The following is a 17,774-nucleotide window of genomic DNA, read 5'->3' on the forward strand; positions in this document are numbered from 1 at the left end:
CTCCGCGTCACCCCAGCGGGACCGGTTCCGGCAGTCCGACCGGCCAGGTGTGCACGGGGTCGCCGATGTGCATCAGCTCGCCGTAGCGCCGTGTCGTCGCGGCCAGCGCGGCCTCGCGGCCGAGTCCTTTCTCCAGGGCCCTGTGGAAGGTGGCCGCCTGCCAGGTCGCGCCGTTGACGCGCAGTCGGCACCGGTCCTCGATCACGCCCAGGTAGAGGTCCCGGTCGGCGGGCTCGACGCCCCAGGCGTCCAGGCCCGCGGCGGCCAGCGGCAGCAACTCGTCGCGCACCAGGTTCACGGCGTCCACCTGGGCGGTCCCGCCGTAGCGGCCGCGCCGCGGCCACTCGAGACGCGCGTCGATGCCGTACCGGCAGGCCGCGTCGAAGTTGGCGGCGGCCGCCTCGAAGGACATCCGGGTCCACACCGGACGCTGCTCCTCGGCGAGCGCGCGGACCAGGCCGTAGTAGAAGGCCGCGTTGGCGATGACGTCGGTGACGGTCGGTCCCGCCGGCAGCACCCGGTTCTCGACGCGCAGGTGCGGGACGCCGTCGGCGATGCCGTACACGGGCCGGTTCCAGCGGTACACCGTGCCGTTGTGCAGCACCAGTTCGGCGAGTCTGGGCACGCCACCGGCGTCGAGGACGGCGAGCGGGTCCTCCTCGTCGCAGATGGGCAGCAGCGGCGGGAAGAACCTCAGGTTCTCCTCGAAGAGGTCGTACGCCGAGGTGACCCACCGTTCGCCGAACCAGGTGCGCGGCCGGACCCCCTGGGCCTGCAGCTCCGGCGGCCGGGTGTCGGTGGACTGCAGGAAGAGCGGGGGCCTCGACTCCCGCCACAGCTCGCGCCCGAACAGGAAGGGCGAGTTGGCGCCGATCGCGATCTGCGGGGCCACGACGGCCTGTGCCGCGTTCCACACGTCCGCGAACATGCCCGGGGTGACCTGGAGGTGCAACTGCACGGAGGTGCAGGCGGCTTCGGGCACGATGGACGCCGTCCTGCAGACCAGGCGCTCCACCCCGTCGATGTCGAGTTCGAAGTCCTCTCCGCGCGCGGCCACGATCTGATCGTTGAGCAGCGTGTAGCGGTCGACCTCCGACAGGTTGGAGGACACCAGATCGTCCTGGCCGAGCGTCGGCAGAATACCGATCATGATGATTCCGGCGTCGACCTCGCTGGCTTTCCGGTGGGCATAGGCGAGCGAGGTACGGATCTCCTCGGCCAGCCGGTCGAATACCCGGCCGCCCAATCGGTGCGGGGCGATGTTGACTTCCAGGTTGAACATGGCCAGTTCCGTCTGGAAGTCACGGCTCGCAATCCTTTCGAGTACTTGCCCGTTCATCATTCTGGGCATGCCGTCGGGCCCCGCGAGATTCAATTCGATCTCCAGGCCCATCAGGTTCTTCGGGCGGTCGAACCGCTTCTCCTCCAGCAGTCGCTCCAGCCCCGTCAGGCACTGTCGGAGCTTGTCGCGGTGCCGCTGCCGATCAGACAGGCCGAACGGCCCTGCCACGACCTTCTCCCCCATCGAAGCGTCCCTCCTCGGATGGGCAGGCCGACGTTCCGGCCCTGGCGTCCCGGGTCACGGGGGATGATGCCCAGGCAACACGATCCATAACGCCCCGCGCGCGCTCTTCGACCGCTAGTGTGGACATCGGCCCCGGGCACATTCACGGGGCATGGAGCATTCAGCAAGTTTGTCGGCCGGGATGATCTCGTGAAAAACGCCGACGAGAATCGGCCGACCGCTCGGGCGAAGTATTCCGAGGTCACCGCGATTCGATCGCGCAGAACCGGGATGAATCCCGCATTTCGCCGACCGGATATCGACTTGTTCCTCTAATTCGGCACGACTAGACGAAACACCGTCTGAACACGTGTCGTATAAACTCCACTACCGAGGCAGAGAGTCGGCGCTCGCGGTCCTAGGTCCTGCCGTCACGGCGGCAGGCGACATCCTGTCGGCGGATCCAGACCCCTCGCCACCTCTGACCCGAGAGCTGACAGCGCCGTCCGCCCCCGCCCTCGCGCCACTGTGCCTGTCGAATGAGAGGCGACCCACCATGCCGCTGCACGTACCCCTGGCTCCCGCGCCCGCCCTGCGCACCGTCCTCACGGCACTCGGTTCCCCCACCGCTGTCCGCGAAGCCCGCACCCCGTCCCTGCGCCTGGCCCAGGGACCCGTCACCCCCGAACTCCCGCTGCCCGTCCACGTCCTGGATCGCATCACCCCCGCGGGTGCCTCCGCCACCCGGCTCGCCGGGTGGCGCTTCCTCATCCGCAGCGGCGACCGCGCGGTGGCCGCCGCCGACACCATGCTGACCCCGGACGGCTGGGCCTTCTCGCACTTCTTCGAAGGCCCCTACGTCACCGCCACCGAGCGCGCCCTGCGGCAGGCCGAGGCCCTGCAACAGCCTTACCAGGCAAGGCTGTTGTCCGTTCCGGAGCTGTACATGCTGACGCTCTGGCTGCACGGCGACTGCGCCGCCGACGGCGCCACCGGGCATCCGGCCGCCACCGACCTGCTGGTCCCGCTCGCACCCGCCCCGCCCGGCATCGCCGCGCACCGGCCCTACCTCGTCACCGAACTCCTGCCGGTCCTCACCCACCGGGTCACCCCCGCGCCGCTCCTCATCTCACCCGCCTGAGCCCCGGCCCCGAACGGGGCCCGCCCCGAGCGTCCGTGCCCCGCGGCCGTGCCCCGCACGGGTAGACCTGCCGCGGGGCACACCGCTGCCACGAACCCCGAGAGGGTCTCGCTCGTTAGGGCCGATGACCGCTCGTACGAGGAAGAACATGCTCCGCGACCGATCTGACTAGCCCGATCCGACCACCCCGAACCACCCGAAAGGACAGCGCAGTTGGGGTGAACCCTCCGCACGGGTGATGCGTCATCAACCTGTGAGAAGCGGTGCCCTCAAATCCCTGCGGATCGGCGCCCGTGGGGCAACACTGGGTTCCGGACCACACACCAACGGGGGGCGGCAATGAGTACTTCGAGCCGCAAGACAGACAGCACAGCGACCACTCACCTCTCGACCCAGCGAAAGATCCCATCCATGTGCCAGCACCAGCCACTGTGTCCCTCAGCCGAATCAGCCGACCGGGAGTCCGCCCGCCTCGTGGCGCATCACCCGGAGCAGGGGTGGAGCCTGCTGTGCAACGGCGTTCTGCTCTTCGAGGACACCGGTGAGCTCCTGCCGGACGGCCAGATCATCGCCCCGCACCGCCCGCTGGGCGGCACGCAGGTGATGACGGCCGCCTGAGCCGCGCACGACCCCGGGCGGCCCCGACAGGCCGCCCAGACACACGAGGGGCCGGCCCGGAGACGTGCTCTCCGAACCGGCCCCGACGCATGTCCGAGGACGATCACTCCTCGTGCGCGTCCGCGTGCCGAGCGCCGATCAGTCCTCGTAGGCGTCCAGCGGCGGGCAGGAGCACACGAGGTTCCGGTCGCCGTACGCCTGGTCGATGCGGCGCACCGGCGGCCAGTACTTGTCGGCGGCCGAGACACCGGCCGGGAAGACGGCCACATCGCGGCTGTACGGGTGCTCCCAGGCACCGCCGAGCGCGGCGGCCGTGTGCGGCGCCCCGCGCAGCGGGTTGTCGTCCACCGGCCACTCGCCGTCGGCGACCTTCTCGATCTCCGCCCGGATCGCGATCATCGCGTCGCAGAACCGGTCGAGCTCGCCCAGGTCCTCGGACTCGGTGGGCTCGATCATCAGCGTGCCGGCCACCGGGAACGACATCGTCGGCGCGTGGAAGCCGTAGTCGATCAGACGCTTGGCGATGTCGTCGACGCTCACGCCGGTCGCCTTGGTGAGCGGGCGCAGGTCGATGATGCACTCGTGCGCGACCAGGCCGGCGGGGCCGGTGTACAGCACCGGGTAGTGCGGCTCAAGGCGCTTGGCGATGTAGTTGGCGGAGAGCACGGCCACCTGCGTGGCGCGCTTGAGGCCCTCGCCGCCCATCAGCCGGACGTACGACCAGGAGATGGGCAGGATGCCCGCGGAGCCCCAGGGAGCGGCCGAGATCGGGCCGACACCGGTCGCGGGACCGGCCTCGGGCTGGAGCGGGTGGTTCGGCAGGTACGGCGCCAGGTGCGCGCGCACGGCGACCGGGCCGACGCCGGGGCCGCCGCCGCCGTGCGGGATGCAGAAGGTCTTGTGCAGGTTCAGGTGCGAGACGTCGCCGCCGAAGTGACCCGGCTTGGCGAGGCCCACCAGCGCGTTGAGGTTGGCGCCGTCGACGTAGACCTGGCCGCCGGCCTCGTGCACCTGGGCGCAGATGTCGGCGACGTGCTCCTCGAACACACCGTGCGTCGAGGGGTACGTGATCATCAGCACCGACAGCTCGTCGCGGTACTGCTCGATCTTGGCGCGCAGGTCCACGACGTCGATCTCGCCGTCGTCCGCCGTCTTCACGACGACGACCTTCATGCCGGCCATCACGGCGCTGGCGGCGTTGGTGCCGTGCGCGGAGGACGGGATGAGGCAGACGGTGCGCTGGTCGTCGCCGTTGGCGCGGTGGTAGCCGCGGACCGCCAGCAGACCGGCCAGCTCGCCCTGCGAACCGGCGTTGGGCTGGAGCGACACCTTGTCGTAGCCGGTGACCTCGGCGAGCTGGTCCTCCAGCTCGTGGATGAGCTTCAGATAGCCCCGCGCCTGGTCGGCGGGCGCGAAGGGGTGCATCTGGCCGAACTCGGGCCAGGTGACCGGCTCCATCTCCGTGGTCGCGTTGAGCTTCATGGTGCAGGAGCCCAGCGGGATCATGCCGCGGTCGAGCGCGTAGTCGCGGTCGGAGAGCTTGCGCAGGTAGCGCAGCATCGCGGTCTCGGAGCGGTGCTCGTGGAACACGGGGTGCGTGAGGTACGCGTCGGTGCGCAGCAGCGCGGCCGGCAGGGTGTCCTCGGCACTCGCGTCCAGCGCCTCGACGTCACCCTCGACACCGAACGCGGTCCACACGGCGGCGAGCTGCTCGCGCGTGGTCGTCTCGTCGCAGGAGATCGACACGTGGTCGGCGTCGACGGGGTGGAGGTTGACACCGTGGTCGCGGGCGGCGGCCACGATCTCGGCGGCACGGCCGGGCACCCGCACGGTGAGCGTGTCGAAGTACGCGCCGTGCACGACCTCGACGCCGCCGGCGGTGAGTCCGCCGGCCAGGACCGTGGCGTAGCGGTGGGTACGCCGGGCGATGATCCGCAGGCCGTCGGGACCGTGGTAGACGGCGTACATGCCGGCCATGACGGCGAGCAGCACCTGGGCGGTGCAGATGTTGCTGGTCGCCTTCTCCCGGCGGATGTGCTGCTCACGCGTCTGCAGGGCGAGGCGGTACGCCTTGTGCCCGTCGGCGTCCACGGACACGCCGACCAGTCGGCCGGGGAGGCTGCGCGCGAACTTCTCGCGGACCGCCATGTAACCGGCGTGCGGACCGCCGAAGCCCATCGGCACGCCGAAGCGCTGCGTCGTACCGACCGCGATGTCCGCGCCGAGCTCGCCGGGCGAGGTCAGCAGGGTCAGGGCGAGCAGGTCGGCGGCGACGGTGACGACCGCGCCCAGCTCGTGCGCCTGCTCGACGATCGGCTTGATGTCGCGTACGGCACCGGAGGCGCCCGGGTACTGGATCAGCACGCCGTTGATCTCGCGCCCGGCGAGGTCGGCCGGGATGCCCTCGGAGAGGTCGGCGACGACGATCTCGACGCCGGTCGGCTCGGCACGCGTCTCTATGACGGCGATGGTCTGCGGCAGCGCGTCCGCGTCGACCAGGAAGAGGCCCTTCTTGTTCTTGCCCATGCGGCGGGACAGCGCCATGGCCTCGGCGGCGGCGGTGCCCTCGTCGAGGAGGGAGGCTCCGGAGGTCGGCAGCCCGGACAGCTCGGCGACGACGGTCTGGAAGTTCAGCAGCGCCTCGAGACGACCCTGCGAGATCTCCGGCTGGTACGGCGTGTACGCGGTGTACCAGGACGGGTTCTCCATGACGTTGCGCAGGATCACCGGCGGCGTGAAGGTCCCGTAGTAGCCGAGGCCGATCATCGAGCCGAGCACCTGGTTGCGGTCCGCGAGGGAGCGGAGCTCGGCCAGTACCTCGGCCTCGGTGCGCGCGGCCGGCAGCTTCAGGGCCTCGACGTTCTTGATCACGTCCGGCACCGCGGCGGCCGTCAGCTCGTCGAGCGAGGCGTATCCGACCTGCGCGAGCATCTTGGCCCGTGCTTCGGAGTCGGGTCCGATGTGGCGCTGCTCGAAGGGGATTCCCTGTTCGAGCTCGGAGAGCGGAATGCGAGGGGCGGTCATGGCGGAGGCCTCCTGGTCTGACGCGACCTTCGAGGGGCACCCCGGCACGGGTACCCCGACGGCCTCCCCCTCTGTCATCTCAACCTGAGAGCTTCACCGGATGGTCGATCGGACGATCCGGTTTTCACCGTCGGTGAGAGCGGAGGCCATCGACACCCGCCCTGCTTTCCAGAGTGACCTCGTCCGTGCGGTACGTGAGCCTGAGAGATTCCGGGGAGGATTTGCTCCTTCGGCGCCCCCGGTGAAATCCGGAGGACTCTCCCGCACGGGATCAGCAGCCGTTTGCCAGCGTACCAGCGGCGACTGGAGGTGAGCTCGAGTGGCCGCCTTCACAGATGTGCTCTTTTGTAGTACTTACGGATGAGTTTGCGACCACTGGAGGGACCGTGCAGACCGACATCGATCCGCGCAACCTGATCGGCCGCAAGGCGTTCGACAGCAACGGCACCAAGATCGGCACGATCGACGAGGTCTACCTCGACGACGCGACCGGGGTCCCCGAGTGGGCGGCCATACGCACGGGCCTGTTCAGCAGGGACGCCTTCGTGCCCCTGGAGCCCAGCGAGATCGTCGAGGGGACCCTGCGCATCCCCTTCGACCGGGCCCTGATCAAGGATGCCCCGGACTTCGGTGTCGGGCGCCACCTCTCCCCCGAACAGGAACTCCAGCTCTACCACCACTACGGCCTCGACGTCGCGTCCCCTCCCCCGCCGGACCGTGACTTCGGCCGCCTCGCGGGCTCGGAGGATCCCTGACCCGCAGAACCGTCCCGCCCCGCCCTACGAACCAGGGCCCAGCGCCCCCGCACCCGAGACGGAGGGCCCGGAACCCCGCGTCCCGGCCTCCGGAACCGGCTGCCGGGGGCTCCGGGTCCCGTCCGCCGGGCCGGGCGGCCGCGGACCACGCGTCCCCGCTTCCCGAGCCGACACCGCCGGACTCCGCGCGCCTGATTCCGGGGCGGGCGTCCCGGGCTCCGGCGCAGGCCGCCAGAGGGCCGGGACGGACGCCCCTGGCTCCAGAACGGGTGTCCCGGGTTCCGGGACGGGCGGCCCGGGGTTCGGAGCGGACAATCCGGGTTCCTGCGCCCCCGCCCCCGATGCCCCGGGACCGGCCGGCGGCCCGCCGCCGTCCTCGGGTCCTCGCTCCACCAGAGGCAGCGGGTCGGCCGGTTCGAGCCGCGGATCGTCCGTCCGGAAGGTCCGCACCCGGCCCGGCCCGGAGTAGGGCGTCTCGAACCGCACCGTGACCCGCCCCAGCCCGCTCCCCTGCACCCAGCCGTGCCCGAACTCGGCATGGCGCACGTCGTGCCCGGAGGGCCACCGCCGCTCCGCCCGCGTCTCCCCCTCGGCGACGGCGGCCACCTCCGACGGCTCGTCCTCGACGTGCTCCTCGGCCACCGCCTCCCCCGCGGCAGCGGCCTGTGCCTGCGCGAACAGGTCCTCCTGCGTGTAGTCGGCGAGCCCGGAGACGCCGACCCCCAACAGCCGGACGCCACCGGTCGTGTCCACGCCCTCCAGCAACCGGGCGGCGGCCTCCCGGACGACGCCGGGGTCGTCCGTGGGTCCCCGCAGCGTCTCGGACCGGGTCAGCGTCGAGAAGTCGTACCGGCGGACCTTCAGCACTATGGTCCGCCCCGACAGCCCGGCCCCGCGCAGCCGCCGCACACACCGGTCCGCCAGCCGCTGCACCTCAAGACCCACCCGGACCCGGTCGTGGATGTCCACGTCGTACGTGTCCTCGACCGACACCGACTTGGTCTCCCGCTCGGCCACCACGGGCCGCTCGTCGTGGGCCAGCGCCATCGCGAACAGCGCGTGCCCGTGCGCCTTCCCCAGCAGCCGTACGAGCTCGTCCTCGCCCGCCTCGGCGAGCTCCTCCACGGTGGTGATGCCGGCCCTGCGCAGATGGTCACCGGTGGCCGGCCCCACGCCCGGCAGGGTCCGCACCGGCATCGGCCCCAGCAGCGCGCGCTCGGTGCCCGGGTCGATCAGGACGAGACCGTCGGGCTTGGCCTGCTCCGAGGCGATCTTCGCCAGCATCTTGGAGGCGGCCAGCCCCACCGATCCCGTGAGCCCCGTGAGGGCCCGGATGTCCGCGCGCAGTCTGGTACCGGCCAGCCGCGCCGACGTCTCGTCCCACGCCGCCCCGCCCGCCTCCAGGTCCACGAACGCCTCGTCCAGGCTCAGCGGCTCCACCAGCGGCGACAGAGCCCGCAGCAGCCCCATCACCTGCTCGCTGACCGCTCGGTACAGCCCGAAGCGCGGCACGAGATAGGCGGCGTTCGGCGCGCGCCTGCGGGCCTGGGCCATGGGCATCGCGGAGTTCACCCCGAAGACGCGCGCCTCGTACGAGGCGGTGGCGACGACTCCACGGGGCCCCAGGCCGCCCACGACGACGGCCTTCCCGCGCAGACTCGGCTTGGACGCCTGCTCCGCCGAGGCGAAGAAGGCGTCCATGTCGAGATGCAGGATCGTGGGCGCGGTTCTCACATCTCCGATGCTGCCCTACGCCACTGACAGTGCCCCGGCGCGTCGGGGCACCGCGTCATCGCACGCCGCTCACACCGCACGGTTGCGCCTGCGCGCCAGTTCGTCGGCGGGATTGTGCGCGAGGAGCGTTTCGCCGGTGTCCACGCGCTCTCCGTGCAGCTGGGACAAGGCGCCCTCGACGTCCCGCCACACCACGCCCACGGCGATGCCGAAGACGCCCTGGCCGCCCTGCAGCAGCGCGTGGACCTCGTCCGGCGAGGTGCACTCGTAGACGGTCGCGCCGTCGCTCATGAGCGTCATGCGCTCCAGGTCCTGGAAACCGCGCTCCCTGAGGTGCTGGACCGTGGTGCGGATGTTCTGCAGCGACACCCCGGTGTCGAGGAACCGCTTGACGATCTTCAGGACCACTACGTCCCGGAAGCTGTAGAGGCGCTGCGTCCCCGAACCGTAGGCGGGACGCACGCTGGGCTCGACCAGTCCGGTCCGCGCCCAGTAGTCGAGCTGCCGGTAGGTGATGCCCGCGGCGGCACACGCCGTGGGCCCCCGGTAACCGACCTCCTCGGGAGCCGTCTCTCCCCCGTCGGGCACTGCTGCCGACCGCAGCGGAACGTGATCGGCCGCGCTGCCGTGATGGGGACGCCCCCTGCTCGAGCCGAGCCGAGAGCTTGGGGGAGGGTACGGGCCGCTCCCTCCCGGACCGTGTCCGGGAGCACCCCCAGCCGTACCGTCGCCGCTGCTTCTCACGCCGACCTCCGTCCTTGACCTGCCTTCTCGACGGTAGGCAGTCACCAGGGGCGCGTCAACGATCGCCACACTCGGCACGCCGAGTGATAATCACCCTAAGAGTGGTTTCCCGTGCCCTACCGCGGGGAAAGGCTAGCCGAATGCTCTCGGCGCGGGCCGCGGCACACCACACTCGCCGCGGGCAAATGCCCCCGGAGAGGCCCACCCGGCCGGCTCACTGACTGTTGGTGCCGAAGTCCTCGGGCGAGATCTGGTCGAGGAACTCGCGGAACTTCTCCACCTCGTCCTCCTGCTCGTCCGGGATCGCGATCCCGGCGTCGTCGAGCACCCCGTCGCTGCCGTAGATGGGCGTTCCGGTGCGCAGCGCGAGCGCTATGGCGTCGGACGGCCTGGCACTGACCTCGACCCCGCTGGCGAAGACGAGCTCGGCGTAGAAGACGCCCTCGCGCAGGTCGGTGATGCGCACTTCGGTGAGCTCCTGGCCGACAGCCTCCAGCACGTCCTTGAACAGGTCGTGGGTCAGCGGTCGGGCGGGAGCCATGCCCTGCTGGGCGAAGGCGATCGCCGTCGCCTCCCCCGGTCCGATCCAGATGGGGAGGTAACGGTCGCCTCCCACTTCACGCAGAAGCACGATCGGTTGGTTGGAGGGCATTTCGACCCGGACACCTACGACATCGAGCTCGTTCACACAGCAACCCTAGGCCGTGCCCGGGACGTTTGGGTAGTCGGGCACAGAACGGGTGGCCGATCCACGACCTGCGCCGGTGGCGCCGATCAGCGCAGACGCACACCCAGCGCGGTCTGCACGAGCGCCGCGTGCAGCTTCACCGTGAGGCCCGCGAGCTCCTTCGTACGGGCTTCGGCGTGCGCCCGTGTCTGTGGATTGCGGTGACGCCGCAGAGGGGCGACCACCTGGTCCACCAGTCCCGCGTCGCGCTCCGCCGCCGCCTTCATCGCCCGCAGATGGCGCGGTTCGATCCCGAAGCGGCCCAGCTCGACGACGAGCGCGGCAACGGTCACCGCCTCCGCGTCGTAGACACCGTCGGGCAAGGGCCCGATCAGTCCGTACGACTCCCACTCCTGGAGCTGTTGCTCACCGATCTCGGCGGCGGCCAGCAGCTCCTCGCGGCCCACCCGGGCCACCGTGGGCCCCTCGGGCTCGCCGTAGAGCTCTCCGAGGGGTTCCTGCCCGCCCGTGTCGCGCTGGCGGGCCATGGAGGGCAGACGCACCTGTTCACCGCGCGCCATGGCGTCCAGATGCTCACGGATCACCTTCAGCGGGAGGTAGTGGTCCCGCTGCATCCTCAGGACGTGGCCGAGGCGCTCGACATCGTCCGCGCTGAACTTGCGATACCCCGACGGGGTCCGCCGGGGCTCGACGAGTCCCTCCGACTCCAGAAACCTGATCTTGGAGATGGTGACTTCGGGGAACTCGTCGCGCAGCAGACTCAGCACCGCGCCGATGCTCATCAGCCCACTGTCCGCGGCGGCGGTACCACTGCCGGCACCGCCGCTCGGTGTTTGAAGCATGGACAATCCCTCGGTGTCCCCCCGGACGGAGTTGGGGGAGGGTCAGATGCCCCGCTGGCTCGCGTAGAACACCAGCCGGTACTTACCGATCTGCACCTCGTCACCGTTCGACAGAGGGACCTGGTCGATCCGTTCCCGGTTGACGTACGTGCCGTTCAGGCTGCCGACGTCGGCGACCGTGAACGTACCGTCCTCGACGCGACGGAACTCCACGTGCCGGCGCGACACCGTCACGTCGTCGAGGAAGATGTCGCTCTGCGGGTGACGCCCGGCCGTGGTCAGCTCACCGTCCAGCAGGAAGCGGCTGCCCGAATTGGGGCCCCGGCGCACCACCAGGAGCGCGGAACCGACCGGCAGCGCGTCGACGGCCGCCTGCGCCTCCGGGGAGAGCATCGGCGACGGCGTCTGACCCGTCACCTCGGCGTCGTAGGCCTCGATGCCGGAGATGGAGATCGTGGACGTCGTCTCCGACGGACGCTCCGGTACACCCCGCAGCGGCGCACCGCAGTTGGAACAGAACCGGCTGTTCTCCGCGTTGCGGTTCCCGCACCTCGTACACACCTGGGCCGACATGGACGGATCCTCCTGCCGCGGCTGCCCACCAGGGGCATGGGACGCATACGGATCGGAGGCGAACCCTCCACCCGCGCTTGAGGCTGACGGTTCTCCGAAACCTATGCGGCCGGGCTGGCCAGGGTCAACAGACGACGCGCCCTGACCACCGGGACCTGCGACCTGGTCCCGGAACAGCGGGCGGTCGCCGCCCTGGGCCTCCGCGTCCCCTTGACGCGGTGCACGATGACGGGCAGCCGCGCTGTCGCCGCTGTCCTCTCGCGTGCTCTTGCCGAACAACTTCGCAAACAACTTCACGGGCGATTCCCCTTGACCGAAACAGACCCGCCCGTGGGGCAGGACGAACCCTGATTGAACACACCGGTCGACCCGGACATCCTCACAACGTCCGTATCCACCAGACAGTTTCCACCACGCACCACCCATTCGGTGCGCCGACCCCCCGCAACCTGCTGTCCTCCCCCGACGGCCGCCGTCCGACCGCCGTTCACCGGGAGGACGACCGAGCGTAGTCAGGCCGCTCCGCCGGTCGCAAGGCATCTACGACGATCTTCGTCGAACGGTCCACCGTGACGGTGGCCTGCTCCTTCTCCAGTGTCTGCACCACGCCTCCCGGAATGTTCAGCGCCGGCTCCAGGTCCTGCGGCTTGCCGATGACCTTGAAACGATAAGGCTGGGTGATCTTGTTCCCGTCGACCTTCACTCCGCTTCCGGAGTCGGACAGATACGTACTGGCGACCACGCGCACGCCGTTCACCTGGATCGCCTCGGCACCGGCGGCGCGCAGCTCCTGGACGGCGTCGAGCAGCATGTCCGCCTTGACCGTCCCCTTCGTGTCGTCGATCGTCAACGTGATGCCGGGCCCCTGAGCGGCCACGGTGCCCGCCAGAATGCCGAGTTGCCTCTCCCTCTCGACCGTCTGCTTGCGGGCCTCCTCGGCCTGGTCCGAGCTGTTCTCGAGCTCGGTGCGCTGGTCCTCGAGACCCTGCTTCTCGTCCTCAAGACGCTGAGTGCGGCTGTCGAGTTCATCGAGAATGCGCACGAGATCTTCCTGACGCGCCCCGCGCAGCGCGCTGTCGCCGTCGCTGTTGGACGCGACCTGGACGGCCAGGCCGAACCCGAGGCCGAACAGCAGCAGGGCGACGATGAGTTGGGCACGCGACACCCGCGGCGGCCACAGCCCGTCGACCAGTCTCTGACGGCCGGACAGCGGCGGCACGCCACTCTCCTCGGCCACCTGCGGCTCGGGCTCCTCCACGGCCGTGGGGACCTCTTCCGGCAGCTCTCTGCGCAGCGGGCTCTCGGGGGCCTCGGCGTCGTTCTCGTTGCTCATCGGCCTCACGCCCGGAACACGTGCCGACGGATGGCCGCGGCGTTGGAGAAGATCCGGATGCCGAGGACGACCACGACACCCGTGGACAGCTGGGCGCCCACGCCCAACTTGTCACCCAGGAAAACGATCAGCGCGGCGACGACCACGTTCGACAGGAACGAGACCACGAAGACCTTGTCGTCGAAGATGCCGTCGAGCATCGCGCGCAGACCGCCGAACACGGCGTCGAGTGCCGCCACGACGGCGATCGGAAGGTAAGGCTCGACGACCGCCGGAACCTCGGGCCGGACCAACAGTCCAGCCACGACTCCCACGACGAGGCCCAGTACGGCGATCACGGTGTGCCCTTCTCTGTGCTCGGCTCTGCTGTACGTACGATCACACTCGGTGCGGCGGACAACCGGACGTCCTCCTCGACGGAGACGGCGGTCCTGATGCCGTAGTTCTCCTGCAGGGCATGCAGATACAGCCCGTCGGCGCTGTTCTGGAACCTGGTGCTGAGCCTTTGGCCGTCCCCCACCGCGAGCACCGTGTACGGCGGCACCAGCGGTTTGTTGTCGACCAGTATCGCGTCACCCGCGGCCCTGATGGCCGACAGGGCGGTCAGCCGCTGTCCATTGATGGAGATGGCCTCGGCCCCCGACTCCCACAGGCCGTTGACCACGCGCTGCATGTCACGGTCCCGCACCCGTCCGGTGTCGGAGAATCCCGAGGTCTCCCGCGGATTGGTGCCGTCGCCGCCCGCGCTCGCGTCCTTGGCGTCGTCGACGACCAGCTTCACACCCGGTCCGTGCACGTCGGTGGCACCGGACAGGACGCTCACGAGGTCGGCCTGCTCGTCGCCGTCCTTCTTCAGCGCCGCGCGCTGGCGTGCGCTCACGTCGGCGCGCAGGGTGTCGACGCCGCTCTCCAGCTTGTCCGCAGCCCTCGTCTCGCGCTCGATGCGGTCGATGAGCTCCTGGCGCTCCTTGGCCACGACGGGCGCCGCGATCCGGGCGTTCGCCGCCCCCACCGTGACCACGAGCGCGGCGAGCACCAGACCCGCGGCGAGACCCAGCTTGGACCGGAGCGTCTTCGGCAGACCACCGGCACCCTCGGCCTGCCTGCGGGCCGCCGCTTCGGCGTACCCCTCATCAAGGCTGTGGTCCATGACGTTGTTGAGCAGCGACATGGAGGCGTCCGGGCGCGAGGGGCGCGGAGCGCTGCTCCGAACGGGGGGCTGCTGCGGCATGCCGCACATCGTCGCACGTCGCGGGTACTACCACCGAATGGCCCCACCAACGTGCCGGACAGGCCCCCTTGGGGGCACTTGTCCGACACGTACGGGTGAAGAGTGTTTCAGCGGCCGGCGCTGTCCACGACGGCCGCCCACTCGTCGAGCAGTGCCTCGGCGGAGGCGTCGTCCGGCCCTTCCGCCCACAGATGGGTGACGGCCTCGGCGGGATCCGGCAGCACCATCACCCAGCGCCCGTCCGCCTCCACGACCCGGACGCCGTCCGTCGTGTCCACGAAGCGGTCTCCCGCCTCCTCCACGACCCGGCGCATCACCAGCCCCTTCACCGCCCACGGAGTCGCGAGATCCCGCTTGAGCACGTGTGCCCGCGGAATCCGGGCGTCGATCTGGCTGAGCGTGAGCTGTGTCCGCGCCACCAGACCGATGAGCCGTACGAAGGCTGCCGCGCCGTCGAAGACACCGCTGAACTCGGGAATGATGAAGCCGCCGCGCGCGTCGCCGCCGAAGATCGTCGACTCCTCACGGCCGACCCTGGTCAGGTCGTCCGGCGACGTGGCCGTCCACTCCACCTGCGTGCCGTGGTACGCCGCCACCTGTTCGGCGATCCGTGTGGTCGTCACCGGCAGCGCCACCCGCCCGCTGCGCCGCTCCGCGGCCACCAGGTCGAGCATCACGAGCAGGGCCCGGTCGTCCTCGACGATCCGCCCCTTCTCGTCGACGAGCGAGAGCCGCTCGCCCACCGGGTCGAAGCGCACGCCGAACGCGGCCCGCGCGGAGGCGACGATCTCGCCCAGCCGCACCAGACCGGCCCGCCGGGTCTCCGCCGTCTCGGTGGGCCTGGACTCGTCGAGGCCGGGATTGATGGTCAGGGAGTCCACACCGAGCTTGCCCAGCAGACTGGGCAGCACCAGTCCGGCACTGCCGTTGGAGGCGTCGACGACCACCTTCAGCCCGGAGTCCGCGATCCCGGTGGTGTCGACGTTGCGCAGCAGCGATCCCGTGTACGAGTCGAAGACACTGGCGGGGAAGTGCAGGTCCCCGATCTCACCGGGGAAGGCGCGCCGGTACTCCTGCCGCGCGAACACCCGGTCGAGCTTCCGCTGGCCGCCCTGCGACAGGTCGGCACCCTGCCCGTCGAAGAACATGATGTCGACGGAGTCGGGCACCCCGGGTGTCGTGCGGATCATGATCCCGCCGGCACTGCCCCGGGCCGTCTGCTGCCGGGCCACGGGCAGCGGTACGTTCTCCAGGTCGCGTACGTCGATGGCGCTGGCCTGCAACGCCGAGATCACCGCCCGCTTCAGCGCGCGAGCGCCTCGGGAGTGGTCGCGGGCCGTGGTGACGGTGGAGCCCTTCTTGAGGGTCGTCGCGTAGGCACCCGCCAGACGCACGGCAAGCTCCGGGGTGATCTCGACGTTCAGGATCCCGGAGACGCCACGAGCGCCGAACAGGTGGGCCTGGCCGCGCGACTCCCAGATCACCGAGGTGTTGACGAAGGCGCCGGCCTCGATGGTCTTGAACGGGTAGACGCGGACGTTGCCCTGAATGATCGATTCTTCACCGACGAGACACTCGTCGCCGATCACGGCGCCGTCCTCGATGCGGGAGGCCCGCATGATGTCGGTGTTCTTTCCGACCACACAGCCGCGCAGATTGCTGTGCTGCCCGATGTACACGTTGTCGTGCACGACGGCCCGGTGCAGGAAGGCACCGCTCTTGACGACGACGTTGGAGCCGACGACGGTGTGCTCTCTGATCTCGGCGTTCGCCTCGACCTTGGCGTAGTCACCGATGTAGAGCGGACCGCGCAGCACCGCGTCGGGGTGCACCTCCGCGCCCTCGGCCACCCATACGCCCGGGGAGATCTCGAACCCGTCGAGTTCGACGTCGACCTTGCCCTCCAGGACGTCGGCCTGGGCCTTCACATAGCTCTCGTGGGTACCGACGTCCTCCCAGTAGCCCTCGGCGATGTAGCCGTAGACGGGCTTGCCTTCCTTCATCAGCTGGGGGAAGACATCGCCGGACCAGTCGACGGATACATCTGCCTCGACGTAGTCGAAGACCTCGGGCTCCATGACATAGATGCCCGTGTTCACCGTGTCCGAGAAGACCTGCCCCCAGGTCGGCTTCTCCAGGAAGCGTTCGACCTTGCCTTCCTCGTCGACGATGGTGATGCCGAATTCCAGAGGATTGGGAACACGCGTCAGACAAACGGTGACGAGGGCACCCTTTTCCTTGTGGAAGTTGATGAGTTCGGTGAGGTCGAAGTCGGTAAGGGCATCACCGGAGATGACGAGGAAAGCGTCGTCCTTCAACGCCTCCTCGGCGTTCTTGACGCTGCCGGCAGTACCGAGTGGCTTCTCCTCATTGGCATAGGTGAGCTCCATGCCGAGCTCTTCGCCGTCACCGAAGTAGTTCTTGACCAGCGAGGCCAGGAATTGGACAGTGACGACGGTTTCGTTGAGCCCATGCCTTTTCAGCAGCCTGAGCACGTGCTCCATGATCGGGCGGTTCGCCACGGGCAGGAGCGGCTTGGGCATGCTCGAGGTCATCGGGCGAAGGCGCGTGCCTTCGCCTCCGGCCATCACGACGGCCTTCATGTCGGAAGCGTCCTCCTTGAAGAGACGACGGTACAGCCGACTTCACCCGTCCTGATTGTCCCGCAGATTTAGAGCGGGGGCCATCGGGGCACCACTGCCACCCAATCGGGCCGAGCTCAATCGGTCATGGTGTCCGCCCGGATCAACCGGCGGACCTGCACCACGTAGAGGACTCCTGCCCACCAGTAGAGGGTTGTACCCCACCCGGCGAACGCCCATCCGAAAATAGCGCCGAGTGTCGCGATCCAACCGCTCGCGTCACTGAGCAGCAGCAACGGGAAGGCGTACATCAGGTTGAAGGTGGCCGCCTTCCCGAGGAAGTTCACCTGCGGGGGCGGATAGCCGTGGCGCCGGAGGATCCACACCATCACCAGCAGAACCAGGTCGCGCGCGAGAAGGGCCGCCGTGAGCCAGATCGGAAGAATCTCGCGCCAGGTGAGTCCGACGAGTGTCGACAGAATGTAGAGCCTGTCGGCCGCGGGATCCAGCAGTCGGCCGAGGTTGCTGATCTGGTTCCAGCGCCGGGCGAGCTTGCCGTCCAGATAGTCGCTGATACCGCTCAGCATGAGGACGAGCAACGCCCAGCCGTCGCTGTTGGGACCGCCGAACTCCGGCCTGAGGATCAACCACAGGAAGAGGGGTACGCCGGCGAGGCGCGCCATGCTGAGGATGTTCGGGATGGTGAGGACCCGGTCCGTCTGAACGCGGGTCTCCTGGACCTCCACCCGGGGGCCTCCTGTGGGGAACGAGCCAACGATGCCCCCTGACCTTACCCGCAGCCTCGGCATCACAGCGCAGAGGGGGAGGCAGCAACGGAGATTGCTCTCCGGAGGATCCGCAGGAAAAAACAAAAAAGCTCCGGCTCTCGGGAAAATCCCGAGAGCCGGAGCTCTAAAATTTGTTCGGCGGCGTCCTACTCTCCCACAGGGTCCCCCCTGCAGTACCATCGGCGCTGTGAGGCTTAGCTTCCGGGTTCGGAATGTA

Annotated in this window: 15 protein-coding genes, 1 rRNA gene and 1 riboswitch; of the genes, 3 read left to right on the forward strand and 13 right to left on the reverse strand. The window is 69.5% G+C overall.

All coding sequences use genetic code 11. The features are described from left to right. Window positions 1-7 precede the first annotated feature (7 nt). The gene (locus ACFW6B_RS10900) at window positions 8-1,525 is read right to left on the reverse strand and encodes a glutamate--cysteine ligase (RefSeq protein WP_386594307.1); all 1,518 of its coding nucleotides are present in this window, start codon (window positions 1,523-1,525) and stop codon (window positions 8-10) included. Window positions 1,526-2,060: 535 nt separating this feature from the next. On the opposite strand from ACFW6B_RS10900, the gene ACFW6B_RS10905 reads away from it, so the two are divergent. Next, a complete protein-coding gene (locus tag ACFW6B_RS10905; protein WP_386594309.1) occupies window positions 2,061-2,645 on the forward strand; it encodes a hypothetical protein in 585 nt (194 codons plus the stop codon). A gap of 411 nt (window positions 2,646-3,056) precedes the next feature. Then, a complete protein-coding gene (locus ACFW6B_RS10910; protein WP_386594311.1) occupies window positions 3,057-3,263 on the forward strand; it encodes a DUF5999 family protein in 207 nt (68 codons plus the stop codon). 138 nt (window positions 3,264-3,401) lie between these two features. On the opposite strand, the gene gcvP is transcribed toward ACFW6B_RS10910, so the two are convergent. Then, window positions 3,402-6,287 (reverse strand): aminomethyl-transferring glycine dehydrogenase, encoded by a 2,886-nt coding sequence (gene gcvP, locus ACFW6B_RS10915; RefSeq protein WP_386594313.1) that lies wholly within the window; start codon window positions 6,285-6,287, stop codon window positions 3,402-3,404. Window positions 6,288-6,465: 178 nt separating this feature from the next. Then, window positions 6,466-6,561: riboswitch (glycine riboswitch) on the reverse strand. A gap of 112 nt (window positions 6,562-6,673) precedes the next feature. Between gcvP and ACFW6B_RS10920 the strand changes: the two genes are divergently transcribed. Further along, window positions 6,674-7,042 carry a PRC-barrel domain-containing protein gene (locus tag ACFW6B_RS10920; RefSeq protein ID WP_386594315.1) on the forward strand — a complete coding sequence of 123 codons (369 nt, stop codon included), beginning with the start codon at window positions 6,674-6,676 and terminating at the stop codon, window positions 7,040-7,042. Window positions 7,043-7,066: 24 nt separating this feature from the next. Here ACFW6B_RS10920 and ACFW6B_RS10925 read toward each other — a convergent pair whose 3' ends face one another. The 11 genes from ACFW6B_RS10925 to rrf form a co-directional block, all read right to left on the reverse strand. Continuing rightward, window positions 7,067-8,776, reverse strand: coding sequence for a DNA polymerase IV (locus ACFW6B_RS10925; protein ID WP_386594317.1), 1,710 nt, complete (start codon window positions 8,774-8,776; stop codon window positions 7,067-7,069). 69 nt (window positions 8,777-8,845) lie between these two features. Beyond that, window positions 8,846-9,520, reverse strand: a complete 675-nt coding sequence (locus tag ACFW6B_RS10930) for a MerR family transcriptional regulator (RefSeq protein ID WP_386594319.1) — start codon at window positions 9,518-9,520, stop codon at window positions 8,846-8,848. A 214-nt stretch (window positions 9,521-9,734) separates the two neighbouring features. Further along, window positions 9,735-10,208, reverse strand: a complete 474-nt coding sequence (locus tag ACFW6B_RS10935) for a bifunctional nuclease family protein (RefSeq protein WP_006123076.1) — start codon at window positions 10,206-10,208, stop codon at window positions 9,735-9,737. A gap of 86 nt (window positions 10,209-10,294) precedes the next feature. Then, complete coding sequence (locus ACFW6B_RS10940) at window positions 10,295-11,050, reverse strand: MerR family transcriptional regulator (RefSeq protein WP_386594322.1); 756 nt, start codon at window positions 11,048-11,050, stop codon at window positions 10,295-10,297. 42 nt (window positions 11,051-11,092) lie between these two features. Next, window positions 11,093-12,049, reverse strand: coding sequence for an FHA domain-containing protein (locus tag ACFW6B_RS10945; RefSeq protein WP_386594324.1), 957 nt, complete (start codon window positions 12,047-12,049; stop codon window positions 11,093-11,095). Window positions 12,050-12,110: 61 nt separating this feature from the next. Continuing rightward, the gene (locus ACFW6B_RS10950) at window positions 12,111-12,956 is read right to left on the reverse strand and encodes a DUF881 domain-containing protein (protein ID WP_386594326.1); all 846 of its coding nucleotides are present in this window, start codon (window positions 12,954-12,956) and stop codon (window positions 12,111-12,113) included. Window positions 12,957-12,961: 5 nt separating this feature from the next. Beyond that, on the reverse strand, window positions 12,962-13,294 hold the full coding sequence (locus ACFW6B_RS10955) for a small basic family protein (protein WP_003988855.1): 333 nt from the start codon (window positions 13,292-13,294) through the stop codon (window positions 12,962-12,964). Then, window positions 13,291-14,196, reverse strand: a complete 906-nt coding sequence (locus tag ACFW6B_RS10960; RefSeq protein WP_386594328.1) for a DUF881 domain-containing protein — start codon at window positions 14,194-14,196, stop codon at window positions 13,291-13,293. The genes ACFW6B_RS10955 and ACFW6B_RS10960 overlap by 4 nt, the downstream gene beginning before the upstream one ends. Before the next feature lie 98 nt (window positions 14,197-14,294). Then, window positions 14,295-16,790 carry a sugar phosphate nucleotidyltransferase gene (locus ACFW6B_RS10965; protein WP_386594330.1) on the reverse strand — a complete coding sequence of 832 codons (2,496 nt, stop codon included), beginning with the start codon at window positions 16,788-16,790 and terminating at the stop codon, window positions 14,295-14,297. A gap of 116 nt (window positions 16,791-16,906) precedes the next feature. Continuing rightward, a complete protein-coding gene (locus ACFW6B_RS10970) occupies window positions 16,907-17,515 on the reverse strand; it encodes a CDP-alcohol phosphatidyltransferase family protein (protein ID WP_386594333.1) in 609 nt (202 codons plus the stop codon). A 175-nt stretch (window positions 17,516-17,690) separates the two neighbouring features. Further along, window positions 17,691-17,774, reverse strand: a 5S ribosomal RNA gene (gene rrf, locus ACFW6B_RS10975); the annotation flags it as partial.

The sequence above is a fragment of the Streptomyces sp. NPDC058751 genome (assembly GCF_042746485.1).
GTDB lineage: Bacteria > Actinomycetota > Actinomycetes > Streptomycetales > Streptomycetaceae > Streptomyces.

Coding starts and splice junctions, on each gene's coding strand:
- ACFW6B_RS10965 (WP_386594330.1), bottom strand. CDS start 16,790: ATGAAGGCCGTCGTGATGGCCGGAGGCGAAGGCACGCGCCTTCGCCCG.
- ACFW6B_RS10960 (WP_386594328.1), bottom strand. CDS start 14,196: ATGTGCGGCATGCCGCAGCAGCCCCCCGTTCGGAGCAGCGCTCCGCGC.
- ACFW6B_RS10945 (WP_386594324.1), bottom strand. CDS start 12,049: ATGGGTGGTGCGTGGTGGAAACTGTCTGGTGGATACGGACGTTGTGAG.
- ACFW6B_RS10905 (WP_386594309.1), top strand. CDS start 2,061: ATGCCGCTGCACGTACCCCTGGCTCCCGCGCCCGCCCTGCGCACCGTC.
- ACFW6B_RS10940 (WP_386594322.1), bottom strand. CDS start 11,050: ATGCTTCAAACACCGAGCGGCGGTGCCGGCAGTGGTACCGCCGCCGCG.
- ACFW6B_RS10910 (WP_386594311.1), top strand. CDS start 3,057: ATGTGCCAGCACCAGCCACTGTGTCCCTCAGCCGAATCAGCCGACCGG.
- gcvP (WP_386594313.1), bottom strand. CDS start 6,287: ATGACCGCCCCTCGCATTCCGCTCTCCGAGCTCGAACAGGGAATCCCC.
- ACFW6B_RS10900 (WP_386594307.1), bottom strand. CDS start 1,525: ATGGGGGAGAAGGTCGTGGCAGGGCCGTTCGGCCTGTCTGATCGGCAG.
- ACFW6B_RS10950 (WP_386594326.1), bottom strand. CDS start 12,956: ATGAGCAACGAGAACGACGCCGAGGCCCCCGAGAGCCCGCTGCGCAGA.